This window comes from Neotamlana nanhaiensis, from assembly GCF_000943555.1.
In the GTDB taxonomy this organism is placed as follows: Bacteria; Bacteroidota; Bacteroidia; order Flavobacteriales; family Flavobacteriaceae; genus Neotamlana; species Neotamlana nanhaiensis.
Genome location: NZ_JTDV01000010.1, coordinates 145,985 through 159,305 on the forward strand (window position 1 = coordinate 145,985; position 13,321 = coordinate 159,305).

Sequence of the window (13,321 nt, forward strand, 5' to 3'; positions counted from 1 at the left end):
ATCACTAATATTTAAAATTATGATTGTAAAAAGGCCACTTATCTATCTTTTAATTTTTCTTTTAAACTACACCTACGCCCAAAATATGAAAGAAGGCTTTAATTATTTAGAAACAGGTAATTACCAAGATGCAGAGATCTATTTTAAAAACATTTTAAGTGACTATCCTACCAACAAAACAGCCCGATTATGTTATGGGCGTGCTATTGGATTAAATGGTAAAGCAAACGATGCAGAAATACTATTTAAAGCTTTATTAGAAGATTTTCCAAACGATTTTGAAGTAAAATTAAATTATGGCGAATCGCTTTTGTGGAACAAAAAATTCACACCAGCAAAGGCATATTTTAAGCAATTAATAACCGAAGACCCAAAAAGTTTCGCTGCGTTACTTAGTTATGCCAATACGCTATCTAATTTAAAAGAATACCCCGAAGCTTTAACGTACGTAAATAAGGCTTTAAACGTTTCTCCTGGAAATATAAATGCATTAACCTCAAAAAAATATATGTATTTGGGCTACGCTTACCAAAAACAACAAGCACAACAATACCAAGAGGCCGAAGCCCTTTTACAAGAAAACCACAGACTTTTTAAAAATGATAAAGACACGCTAATAAATTTGGCTAATTTGTATTTAATTGCAAACCAACTAGAAGATGCAGAAAACACATATAACACTTTAGCTCAAAAGGCAGAAAATATGTTGACTGCTTTAAATGGATTAGCACTAGTTGCTCACCTAAATAATAAAGAAAAAAAGGCATTACAATTAAGCGAACAAGCCTTTTTAAGTTTAGGTGCAAATACTGATGCCAACATGATAAAACCAACCACCGAACGCTACATTCAAGCTTTAATTTGGAATAAAAAATTTAAAACAGCGAGCCAACTTATTTCTAACTTAATAAAAAGTTCCCCAAACGAAAACTGGATACTTGCGCTACGAGCAACACTAAATATTTATAAAAGTGACTTTAAAAAAAGTGTTACCGATTACAATCAAATTTTACTTAACGATAGCTCCTCTTTTGATGGCAACTTAGGAAAAGCGAACGCTTTAAAAGCCTTAGGATTTTACAAAAACGCTTATACCTCGGCAGAAAACACCTTGAAATTTTACCATAAACAAAAAGATGCCACCAATTTTATAAACGATTTAAACACCAACTTTACGCCATTTGGGGAAACAAAAGCGTCATACTCTTTCGATAATGGCGACAATAAAGCTTTTAATGTACAAACAGGTATTGAGTTTCCTACCTCAACAAAATTTAAATGGCTAGTAAACTATGCTCACCGCAATACCAGTAATAAAATAACCAATAATGAGGCAACATCAAACACCCTTTTTGCTGGTTTTGCCTATCAAATTTTAAACAATATAACATTACATGCAAATGGAGGCATAACAGCTGCAACTGCCAACGGAAACAACTTTACACAATTTGTTACAGATGTGTCGTTGCACCTAAAACCATTTAAACTACAAGTGCTAGACGTTGGTTACAAACGCGAAATACAAAGTTTTAATGCCGAATTAATTAATAGGGAAATTGTAATGAACAACCTTTACGCCAATTACAATTTAAGCACCAATTTTAACCTAGGCTGGTTTACCCAATACTTTTATACATGGCAAAATGACAATAACAACAGAAACCTTTTGTTTACCTCGTTATACTATAATATTTTAAGTAAACCTGCATTAAAAGCAGGATTAAATTACCAATATATTACATTTAAAAACCAAGTACCCACCATTTATTTTAGTCCAGAAAAATTTAATGCCGGCGAAATATTTGTAAACCTAATTAAAAACGAAATTATAACGAAACCCAACGAATGGTTTTACGAACTTACTGCTGCTACAGGCTTACAATTTATAAATAACGATAAAAGCCAAAGTACCTATCGTATACAAGGTAAACTAGGTTATAAGTTTTCCAACCGTTGTTTAAGCAATATTTATGGTACCCGCAGTAATATTGCATCGGCTACTGCTGCTGGTTTTACGTACACCGAAATTGGTGTTAGATTTAAATGGCTCTTGTTTAATAGTCCCGTTTTTAGGAAATAAAACGTTACTCCACTCTATTTAAGGTCATTTCAAAAAACTGTATCCAAGTGCCATCACGATTGTATTCTCCTGTTTCTTGCCACTGTTCGTTTTCATTAATCCAAATTATATAACGCATATTTTTATTCGGATACCAGAATAGTTTTTCATTAATTAACTCCGCCTGAAACTCAGCATTTTGCCCACTTGGTAAATACGACCGAAACGAATAAGCTTCGGTTTCTTTATTATAAGATAAGATAGCAAGTGCGTTATGTATAATACGGCCTTTCACCTTCCCTAAGCCTTCAATTAAAATTGCAGTAGAATCAAGCTTAAATTGAATATTTTCTATTTGGTTAAACTCAGATTTATTAGGACCTCGCATCATCCACCCATTTCCTTTCCAATTACCAACCATAAAACCTAATGCTTTAATTTTAGATTGGCTTATTAAATCGGTTTGCGATGACTGAGCTAGACTAGAATTCATTAAAATTAAAACAAGAAAAAAAGTTAAAGCAGCTTTCATATATGACTGATATTTAAAAGTTTACAGTTGACTCAAATTTAAGGTTTTAAAATAAAAAAAAGGGCAAAAACATAATGTTTTCACCCTTTTAAGTAAATAATCACTAAAAAATCACTCCTTCATGAACGTACCAGAGTAAACTCTTTTATTGCTATCAATCAATTTAAATTTATATAAACCTCTCGATAAATTCGGGGCGCTATATGTGATTGCTTTACCGTGTGTTAAAATATGTTGTGTATCTACAGTTCTACCTAGCATATCGTAAACTTTTATATCAACAAATTGAGCATTGCTTTTAAGCTGTACTGTTGTTTTTGTGGTAAACGGATTTGGGTAAGTATTTAAACCTTCAGCTTCTTCAACTTGAGTATTAGACAAACTTGCCTCGCTTGAAAATGCTAACTCGCTTATTGACAACGTAAATGGTTGCAGTGTTGAATAATTCCCTAAAACCGAAAACACTATGGTTTTTATATTAGTTATATCTGCTGAGTTACCATTTGCATCCTTAAAATCTGAAAAATTAATGACGTGCATAGTTTCGGTACTATTAGCTGGTAATGTGTAACGCAATCTATTATTCCAATCGGTTAATTCTTCAGGCATTAATACAATTTCTACTGGTTGCGAATTAAAAATTTCGAATTGAACACTTGTAAACTCTGAAACATTTAAGGTTTGATCGCCTGGTAAAATATGTCGGAATAAATTAACATTATCTCTAACACTTCCAGAAACCATTGGTTGTCTGTTAACCTCATAAACATTATCGCTATAATTTGAAGCTTCATTATCTACTAAAAAAGTATTTATATTGGCGGCTTCATCTAGATAATCTAACCCCCAAGGACCATCAGCTAAATACAAGGCATCTTTTTGGGCAGATGTATTCGTAGCTAACGAGAAGCCTATATCAAAAAGAACACCTGTATCAACACTTATTACTTCGTTATAAGCACCACTTAATGCTATATTTTGTTGGATATTAGAATGATTAGACACTTCTGTTTCGGCTACGTTTCCGTTAAATATAAGGCTGGTAGTTGCGGTTTTATTAATAATATTTAAATGAATTTTTCCGTTTGAATAGTAGCCAGATTTAACAAAAACCGACGGTATTTTATCTTCAACTAAAGTACTTGTTAAGGCCTTTTCGCTTGTAAACGTATCAATAATATGATTTGCTATTGCAAACACCTGCGAGAACGAACTACCCCATATTTGAAAATTATTATAATCGCCTTCTGGGTATTGATCAATATTCCAAAAACTAAATAACTTATTGCTTTCTGCCTCTAACTTTACCGAAAAACTTAAGGTGTATTCTGTTTCTCCTGTTGCTCGTTTAATTTCTGAATTAATAACGTTATGGCCTCGTACTGTTACGGTTCTAATATCTTCTAAACTCGAACTATTTAATCGGTCGCAAATTGCTTTAGAGTGGTCGTAAACACCCCCAACTGTTTTAGTAGCTAAAACCGCAGAAACCCTATTTGAATCTTGATATAAATCTACCGAAAAAACTTCTTGAGCATTAGTAATACCTAACAAATCATCGGGACTAGAAACATATGCCGTTTCATTGCCATACATTCCTGTTTCTGGCAAATATTTTTCTAAAGAGTTTGTTCCAGAATTTTTGCCAGATTTCCCTTTAGCATAAGTTTTTTGTAAGATTTTTTTATCGGCAACCTTTCCCATAATTTTACGCTTAAAGTTACGCTTTGCAATTTTACTCGCTAGGTTACCATTACTTTCTAAACCGCCTAAATTAGCCGAAGTTATTGTGGTAGACTCTGGGACAACTTCTGGTAAATTTGTTGTTTTTATAGCGTCGTAAGGGTTTGCAGTTACATAAAAAATAGCATCATTAAAATCGTTATCGCATGAACTATAATCGCGACGAATATCTTCAAAACCTAAAATAACACGGTCGTTTTCAGGATCGGCTAATAATACATTATGGTGTCTTAAATGCTCGTCGGCTTCAGGGTTAAATTCTGTATTTGAATACAACTGCCAATGTCCCCAAGTAACCAAAGACCCGTTCCACGCATTAGCTAAAAGTACCCAACCAATTACAGTATCTGGTTGAAATGTACCTATTTTAACCTTATTACCAGGTTGTAGTCCGCCACCGCTTCCAACGGCAGAAACATTAGGAAAAATTATGGTTATATCTTGGTCGGTTGGCATTACCGGATTGGGATCGTTAATATTGTAAGTATAAAACCCTAAAACATTGCGGTAGCCGGCACCTTCATCAACAAAAGTAACCCAAACATCGGCAGGTTTTTCAATTACAATATCGGTATCGTAACCCGAAGAAATATAATGTGGATTGTAGTCTGGAACCGGATAGCCTTCTGGAAGCGAATTACTTACCATTTGCATGGTAGCATCGTCAATGACATCCGAAGTCGGTTCTAAATACAGTGGCGTTCCATCATAAGTGTAGTCTCCTAAATAGTTAAAGTTTTGAGCAAAACTAAATACCGAGACAATTAAAATTAAAAGTTGTAGTATTTTTTTCATGATATATAGATTTGTTGAAACAAACTTATATCAATACATACAGTATTTTTTTAATTTTCGACTGACAAAACATTAAGTGTAGACGAATGGTAAAAACAACGGGATGAGCGTTATAGCAAATTTAAACGTTTCATTAACTCAGGGCGGTTAGATCGGCTTACAGGTATTACATCCTTTTTAATTAAAACACTATTATCCTCTATATCAACAATTTTTTTAATGTTAATAATAAAAGACCTATGCACTTTTAAAAACACATCGTTTGGTAGTTTTTCTTCAATTTTTTTTAAAGTTGAATGTACCGTGTAGTTTTTATCTTCGGTTTTTAGCTGAATATAATCGCCTCTAGCTTCAACCATATAAATACTTGGAATATCAATTTTTATTAAACGTCTATCTATATTTATATACAAATCATTATCCGATGATGCTTCTACCTCTTCGGTTGAAGTAACGGTTTGGGTTGAAGTAGGACTTGAAAGTGATTGAGCCTTTTGAATACCTTTTAAAAAGCGTTCTTGAGAAATGGGTTTTACCAAATAATCAACAATACAATTGTACTCAAACGCTTGAATTGCAAATTTAGGATCGGAGGTTGTTAAGATTATTTTAGGAGGTTTTTTTATGGTATCAATAAAATCGAACCCCGTAAAATCTGGCATATGTATATCTAAAAATATTAAATCGACTTGATTTTGATTTAAATATTTTATTGCCTGAATTGCATTAGGAAACTCTTCTAAAACGTTTAGAGACGAGACGGTTGAACATAATTGACCAATGATTGCGCGAGCAGTAGCTTCATCATCAATAATAATACAATTCATAAAGGTTAGTTATAGTTGATCTAAATACTTTGTTATATTTTGTAAAATAGCTTCAAACTCGTTTTTAAGCTCGGTTTTGCCTTCAATTAAGTTTTCTTCGTAAGCCACAGCTACAGTATAACTTTTTTCTAGCCCTAAAATACTAATTTTATGCTTAAGTTTGTGTACATTTTCGGCGGTTTCTTTATGTTTTTTCGCGGCCAAGTTGTTATAATACACTTTCTTTTCTTCTGGAAACTCTATTTTAATGATATCAATTAGCTTTTGTTCGAAGACTTTATCACCTCCAGACATGTTTTCTATATACGACAAATTTGGTTGTTCCATAGTGTTATTTTTTTATGGTAAAATAAAATGTTGTACCCTTTCCTACCTCAGATTTTAACCAAATCTCTCCGCCATACATGGTTACAATTTTTTTGGCAATAGATAGTCCCATACCTATAGTACCAACTTTAATTTCGAGTTTTTGAAAGGTTTTAAATATTTTATCGAAATACTTCTCTTCGATACCTTTACCATTATCTTTTACAAAAAATTCCCAATGGCTTTCATGTTCTGTATATCCTATTTCAACTTTACCTTGTTTTTTATCATTAAAGTTAATGGCGTTGGTAATTAGGTTTCTAAAAACTTGCTGTAATCTATATTTCTCGCCCTTAATTAAAGGCAATTGTTGCAATTTAACAACCGATATATTATCTGGTATTTCAAGTCTACCTAAAACTTCGTTTACAGCATAATCTACATCTACATTATAAATACCTTCTTGAGCTCTACCAATGGTTGAATATTCTAAAATACCATTAATTAAAAGCTCCATTTTTTCAACATGATTTCTAATTTGATAAATAGTTTGTTTATCGCTTTCGTTAAACACATCTTTATTATCATCATACAGCCATAAAGTTAAGGTATCGATACTTCGCAATGGCGATTTTAAATCGTGCGATATCATGTGGGCATAATCGCTTAATTCTTGGTTTTGATACGATAATTCTTCGAGCAATTTTTCGCTTTTCTGATTAATTTCAACAATTTTTTGCGCTTGGTCTTCAATAAAATTAGCGAGGTTTTCAACATCAAAACTGCCAACATCTTTATTTTTTTGGGTTGAAGATTGGTCTATATTTAATGTTTCAACAATGTTTTTTAGCTTATTTATTACCTTTTTTTGTGCCTCGGCCTCTTCCTGAAGTTTTTGATTTGCAGTAAACAATTCTTCCGAACTTATTTTCATAGCGCGTTGTACCATAACAAATTGCTCGTCGAAATTATTGTATGAATTATTAACGGCTTCCATAAAAGCCTTAACTTCCTTATTTTCTAAAAGGTCGTCGTTTAAATATTTACGTATTTGTCTTTTTAATAACGAATTCATTATTCACTTAATAATGTTACAGTCATGGTTTGATTGTGTAACTGACAATTATTTTCGCCGTTGAAGGGCGCTATTTCACCATAGGAATAAAACCCAGAAACCACTGTGTTTTCACCAACTACTGATATTACTTCTTCAACTTCTTCTTCTACACGTTGATCTAAAACCAGTTTTCTACCAATACAACTTACTAAAAAAGCTATTTCGGGGTCTTTTTTTCGGTTTAAAATGGCTTGTCTTGCGGCTTGTTCGGATGCATTTGCAATATTATCTACATTCGTCATCATAAGTTGTACCTTAGAATTTTCGGGAATATCGCCTGCAAAAATCATAGAATGGTCGTCTTCGTTTATGTTAAGAATTGTTCTTACAATAGAGTGGTCTTCATTTTCAATTTTCACATTCATAGGATACAGTAAAGCTGCTCCTGGTAAGTCTTTCGATTTTTCTCCTAAATATTTTTTATACAAATCTAAAGCTGGTAAATTATCGAGTTCGTAAAGCACATTACCTTTCGATTTTGTTACAATACGCTCTGGCCCAAAGGGTGTCCATCCGCCATAAATTGAAAATGAGACTTCTAAACTATCGCCATAAAACCCAACAGCTACAATTTCGCCTTCCTTAGGGTTTTCGTTATATGATGCTAACGTTTTTTCGAACCTTGCAGCATCGCCACATAAGCCACCCGTAATTAAAACATTGTTGTTTACGGCAGCGTTCATCCCTTTTGTTAATTGGCTACCGTTAACAAAACTACCTTCGCTTACTATAAAAACAAATTTTAAATTTTCTTTATTAAACTGATTTATGATATCGTTACCTGTTTTATAACTATCTTCTGTTAATGCCGATACATTACTAGTTTTTATTTCGAATGTACTTTTTTCAAACTCCATTGCGGTAATGGTAATTGAATCATCATCAACCGATTGTGATGTTATATCGCCACTGGTAGATGCAAAAATTATATGTGCATTTGGAAATAATGCACTTACTTCGCTATAAATATTATCTTGTTCTAATAAAAAACGATTACCAAAAACCAAAACTAACGGATTGTTTAAGCTCTGGTTTTCACTTAAATATTCCCAGTCGCTATTTTTTTGTTTTTTTAGTTGAACTATTTTCATGGGTTTAAGTTTTTTTTAATGTAAAATAAAAGGTTGTTCCTTTAGTAGGTTCGCTCTCTAACCAAATTTCGCCTTCATGCATTTCTACTATTTTCTTAACAATAGAAAGCCCTATACCTGTTGAATCTTTTCGTTTATTTAAGGAGAGAAAAATTTTAAATATTTTATCGTGAAATTTTTTATCGATGCCTATACCGTTATCTTTAACCGAAAACTGATAGAAATCGCCTTTTGCTTGCACATCAATCTCTACCAAACCAGCTTCTTTGTCTATAAATTTAATAGCGTTACTCATTAAGTTTTGAAACAGCTGTTGCAGTTTAACTCTGTTACCATTAAGGCTTGGTAGCGTATTTAACACGGTAACGTTTACATGACTAGGCTTGTGTAAAATTCCTATTAAATCGGTAACTAATGTATGTACATTTACCTCCTCTTTTTCACTATCTTCTGAACCTATACTGGAATACTCTAAAACATCGGTTATTAATTGTTCCATTTTTTCGAGTGTGGTTTCAATATGCGCAATGTTTTGTAAGCTAACAGCATCTAATTTGTCTTTATTATCTTCTTTTAACCAGCTTACTAAGGCATTAATACTGCGTAATGGCGATTTTAAATCGTGCGAAACCACATGAGCGTATTCGTAAAGTTCGTCGTTACTTTTTTCTAACTTTTTTAATAGATTCTCTTTTTGTAGTTGTAGGCTTTTAATATCGGTTATATCGAAATTTATTCCAATAGACCCCACAACTTCGCCTTTTAAATTATAATTTGGCGCTCCACTTACTAACCAATGCCGTAATTCTCCTGCTTTATTTTTTATACGAACTTCGTAAGAATCTGTTTTTCCTTTTTTACGATTTCTGTTTTGCTCATTTACAATTTCCTTATCTTCATCAGAGGGTAAAAAATCTTTACCTACTTTACCAATTATTTCATCTTCGGCATAGCCCGTCATGTCGTAAAAGCTTTTATTAGCCATTACAATTCTGTCGTTTACATCAACTTCCAATAAGCCCAAATTCATGTTAGAAATTATACTTGAATACTTAAACTTTTCAGCTTCTAAGCTTTTTCTATATTGGCGTCTAATGGTAAAATCTTTATACTTCCATAAATGGCCTTTGTAAACACCATCTCTAAAAATAGGTATATAATCGCGCTCAAAAATACGGTCGTCAATTGTTTCTAAATCTTCATTTAAAACAGGCTTTTTAGAATTAAATGCCGCGGTTATATCGGTAATAAATTTTTGGGAATCTTTAAAGCTGTGCTTTATTTCTTCTATTACTGGCAGACAATCTTTACCCACTAATTCGTTGGGTTGTTTCTTAACATTAAAAAACTCACAAAATTTATTATTAACAAGAATTATTTTTCGGTTTTCGTCTTCTAACAATACGCCTTCTTCTAGGTTTTGAATTAACGCTGCTAAACGCTCTTCAGACTCTATTAATTTTTCTTTTTCGTTTTTTGATTGGGTAATATCTCGAACAATACCGTGTGAAGCAATGGGCACTCCATTATCATAAATAACACTGGCATTAATTTGAACTATAATTTTTCGATGATCTTTTGTGGTAATATTAACAACTAAATCGCTTACCGAACCACCTTCTCGATAAACGACATTAAAGGCATTAAAAACGTCTATATATTGATCTGGACGCACTAAATCCATTAAGTTACAGCTATCCTTTACACTTTTTAAGCCCAAAAGGGTTACTGCTGCGGCATTCATTTTTATGATATTGCCTTCTACATCGGCCACTACATAGGCATCTACAATATGCTCGAAAACACCTTGTAGTTGCGAATCGGTTTTTGCAAAAGTAGATTCTAAACTAGTATAAGCCTCGGCTAATTTTTGATTAGACTCATACAACTCTGCCGATTTTTGTTCTAAAATAGCTTCAGCTTGCTTTCTAGCGGCTTTTTCGCGATTTAGAGCACGTTGAAGTATGTCAATTTTATCTTGACTCATTTAATTTTTCTTTATAATGAATTTTACTTCGGTAGCTACATCATTTAGCTTTTCAAACTCTATCGTCGCTGTTTCATTAAAATGCTCGAAAGTTTTATTCATTAACCCTAAACCAAAAGCATGCATTGCTCTACTAGATTTATAAATTAAAACTAATAGGTTTGGTGTTTTTTCTAAGACTTGAAATGTTGGCAATTCGGCATCGGGATATATTTTTTTTACCTCCACATGAATGTGATTTTCTATTGAAGCCAGCATTTCAATAGGATCGGAATACATTTGCAATATCCCCGAGTAGCTTCGCTTAATTACACTAAAAAAATGTTCGGCGTAAACTTGCAGTAAATCATCGGTAGAAATATTAGTATTTTCACTTAAATTATTTAGTAATTGTAACATTTCTGAAAACTCGTAGGTTCCTACAGAGGTATAAACTCCTTCAGATTTTAGATTAGAATTGGATATTATACTATCAACCATTTCTAAGCCAAATTTATCTTCGACTAAATCAAGAAACTCTGTAAAAACAATGCCTTTCATTATATTTGTTTTAGTTCGTTAATGCTCCAGTACCCTAAAACTCTTTCAATTTTAGAAACATACTCTTCATATTTTAAAGGTTTTATTACATAACCTGCAATACCTATTTTATAGCACTCTAACAGATCGCGTTGGTTACTCGATGTTGTTAAAATTATGGTTGGAATGTACCTTAAAACATCGTCGTTTTTTAAAATAGTTAAAAACTCAATACCATTTAATTTTGGCATGTTTAAATCTAATAAAATTATGTCGGGTAATTCACCTTTATTTTGTAAAATATTTAAGGCTTCTTCTCCATTGTTGGCCTCTATAATATTATGTTTAAGTTGAAGTGATGAAATGGCTCTATTTAGTTTCATAACTTCAATAACATCATCTTCAATTACTAAAACGTTTAAAACTTTGGACATGATACGCTTTTTTGTGATTTTGAGTATAAAATTATAATTATGCCTCGAAAATTGCATTATAGTTCGTTAACATAAAAATAAGTGTAGACGAATGGTAATTTGAAACAGATAAACGGTTTTTAAAAGCATCATGCCAATACGTTAAACAGGCCGAAAAGCACTGTATTTACTTACGTTTTAAGCAAATTTTATCTTTAAATTTTTATTGAATTATATAAAACTTAAAAGTAAGCGTAATATAATTATAAGTTTTATTAATCCAATTGGAAAAAGCATCTAACTCCTAGGCTTACTAAGTTGCCTATCGTACATAATTATACTACCTGCAACGGCTACATTTAGGCTTAATTCTGATTTGAACTTTACTAAAAAATGAGATTTCTCGATAGCTTCATTGGTCAATCCGTGGTCTTCGGCCCCAAGTAAATATACACAACGCCTTGGGTGATGAAATGGTTCTAAATCCTTGGCCTTATCATCGAGTTCTACTCCAACAATTCGAGCGCCTTTAGGTAGATTATTAAAAAACTCTTGAAACGTTTCATAATGAAAATATGGCATAGATTTTACCGCATTATGGGTATCACAAGCTTGTTTTGCATACCTATTACCAATTGTAAAAATGAAACTCGCCCCCATGTTTTGTGCCGACCTCCATAACACACCTAAGTTCTCTGGTGTTTTGCCGTTTAAAATACCAATTCCAAAATACTCGTTTATAAAGTTGTTGTTCATGGTTGTAAAAGTAATCTATAATTAAAAATAAAAAAAGCTCCACATTTCTGTGAAGCTTTCTCTTAGTAGCGGGAACTGGACTCGAACCAGTGACCTTCGGGTTATGAGCCCGACGAGCTACCTACTGCTCTATCCCGCGATATAGGAGTGCAAATATACAACCAATTTTATATTTTACAAGACAATTTATAAAAAATATTAAACCTTAATTTTAACAGACTAAAAACAAGACACTTAAACAAAAAAAAAAAAAAAACGAAGACCATAAAAAAACCATCGAAAAACAAATGGTTTTTCGATGGTTTTAAGCTATTACTAATGTTTATAATTATTCTTTTTCAATATCCATAATGGCTGTAGAGTTTTGCATTTCTAAAGCACCTAATACTGGAGGATTTTTTCCAGAAATACTTACATACTCTTCATTTAAATTATTATCGCTAACCATTACCGTATTTAAGTTTTTAAGGTTCATAAACTCAATTGGTAAATCGCCTGTAAACTGGTTGGTTGATAATAACAACTCTTCTAAATTTTGTAGTTGTGCAATCTCGGTTGGAATTTCACCATACATTTGGTTATCCATTAAACTTAACTTTTCTAATTTAGTTAAAGCAGAAATTTCTCTTGGTATTTCACCTGAAATAAAATTACTTCCTAACAATAGCTCTTTTAAATTATCAAGATCCATTAAAGAAACTGGAATTTCTCCGGTTAACTGATTGCTATATAACTTTAATGATTCTAAGTTTTTTAAGCTTCCTAATTCTGAGGGAATATCGCCTTCAAACCTATTCATGAATAACTCTAAAGCTGTTAAATCTTTTAAATTTTGTAGCGATGTTGGGATATTTCCTGAAATCTTATTAAAACCAAAATTAATTTTTCTAAGATTAACTAAGCTTCCAATAGCATGAGGCAATTCACCTTCTAAATTATTAAACTGTAAATTTAACTCTACAACTTTATTGTTTTCAACCGTAACACCATACCAATCGTTTACCGAGGCGTTTAAATCCCAAGTTACATTCCACGCCGTGCCATTTGTAGCATTATAAAGCGCAATTAAAGCATCTTTCTCTGAAGTTGAAATATTTGCAAACGAATAAAACGTAGAAAAAATAAAGGCTAAGGTTAAGTGTAAAGTTTTCATAGTTGTTAGATTTGGATTAACAC

12 protein-coding genes and 1 tRNA gene are annotated in these 13,321 nt (G+C 32.3%); 1 reads left to right on the top strand and 12 read right to left on the bottom strand.

The window, feature by feature from the left end; all coding sequences use genetic code 11:
* Nucleotides 1–19 precede the first annotated feature (19 nt).
* Complete coding sequence (locus PK35_RS11220) at nt 20–2,080, top strand: tetratricopeptide repeat protein (protein ID WP_044626815.1); 2,061 nt, start codon at nt 20–22, stop codon at nt 2,078–2,080.
* 4 nt (nt 2,081–2,084) lie between these two features.
* Here PK35_RS11220 and PK35_RS11225 read toward each other — a convergent pair whose 3' ends face one another.
* The 12 genes from PK35_RS11225 to PK35_RS11280 all read right to left on the bottom strand — a co-directional run bounded on the left by PK35_RS11225 (nt 2,085) and on the right by PK35_RS11280 (nt 13,298).
* Nucleotides 2,085–2,552 (bottom strand): hypothetical protein, encoded by a 468-nt coding sequence (locus PK35_RS11225; protein WP_131474413.1) that lies wholly within the window; start codon nt 2,550–2,552, stop codon nt 2,085–2,087.
* A 150-nt stretch (nt 2,553–2,702) separates the two neighbouring features.
* On the bottom strand, nt 2,703–5,129 hold the full coding sequence (locus PK35_RS11230; RefSeq protein ID WP_044626817.1) for a DUF4114 domain-containing protein: 2,427 nt from the start codon (nt 5,127–5,129) through the stop codon (nt 2,703–2,705).
* A 110-nt stretch (nt 5,130–5,239) separates the two neighbouring features.
* Nucleotides 5,240–5,956, bottom strand: coding sequence for a LytR/AlgR family response regulator transcription factor (locus PK35_RS11235; RefSeq protein ID WP_044626818.1), 717 nt, complete (start codon nt 5,954–5,956; stop codon nt 5,240–5,242).
* Between the two features lie 9 nt (nt 5,957–5,965).
* Nucleotides 5,966–6,283 (bottom strand): hypothetical protein, encoded by a 318-nt coding sequence (locus PK35_RS11240; protein ID WP_044626819.1) that lies wholly within the window; start codon nt 6,281–6,283, stop codon nt 5,966–5,968.
* A gap of 4 nt (nt 6,284–6,287) precedes the next feature.
* Nucleotides 6,288–7,337: a sensor histidine kinase gene (locus tag PK35_RS11245; RefSeq protein WP_044626820.1), complete on the bottom strand. Its 1,050-nt coding sequence runs from the start codon at nt 7,335–7,337 to the stop codon at nt 6,288–6,290.
* Entirely contained in the window at nt 7,337–8,470 is a 1,134-nt protein-coding gene (locus PK35_RS11250) for an FIST signal transduction protein (protein ID WP_044626821.1), read from the bottom strand. Before PK35_RS11250 ends, PK35_RS11245 begins: the two co-directional genes overlap by 1 nt.
* A 4-nt stretch (nt 8,471–8,474) precedes the next feature.
* Nucleotides 8,475–10,457 carry a PAS domain-containing sensor histidine kinase gene (locus PK35_RS11255; RefSeq protein ID WP_044626822.1) on the bottom strand — a complete coding sequence of 661 codons (1,983 nt, stop codon included), beginning with the start codon at nt 10,455–10,457 and terminating at the stop codon, nt 8,475–8,477.
* Nucleotides 10,458–10,997: a heme NO-binding domain-containing protein gene (locus PK35_RS11260; RefSeq protein ID WP_044626823.1), complete on the bottom strand. Its 540-nt coding sequence runs from the start codon at nt 10,995–10,997 to the stop codon at nt 10,458–10,460.
* On the bottom strand, nt 10,997–11,410 hold the full coding sequence (locus tag PK35_RS11265; protein WP_044626824.1) for a response regulator: 414 nt from the start codon (nt 11,408–11,410) through the stop codon (nt 10,997–10,999). The genes PK35_RS11260 and PK35_RS11265 overlap by 1 nt, the downstream gene beginning before the upstream one ends.
* A gap of 276 nt (nt 11,411–11,686) precedes the next feature.
* A complete protein-coding gene (locus PK35_RS11270; RefSeq protein WP_044626825.1) occupies nt 11,687–12,145 on the bottom strand; it encodes an RNA methyltransferase in 459 nt (152 codons plus the stop codon).
* Between the two features lie 66 nt (nt 12,146–12,211).
* Nucleotides 12,212–12,284, bottom strand: a tRNA-Met gene (locus PK35_RS11275).
* A gap of 189 nt (nt 12,285–12,473) precedes the next feature.
* A complete protein-coding gene (locus tag PK35_RS11280) occupies nt 12,474–13,298 on the bottom strand; it encodes a Two component regulator three Y domain protein (protein WP_044626826.1) in 825 nt (274 codons plus the stop codon).
* Between the last annotated feature and the right edge of the window lie 23 nt (nt 13,299–13,321).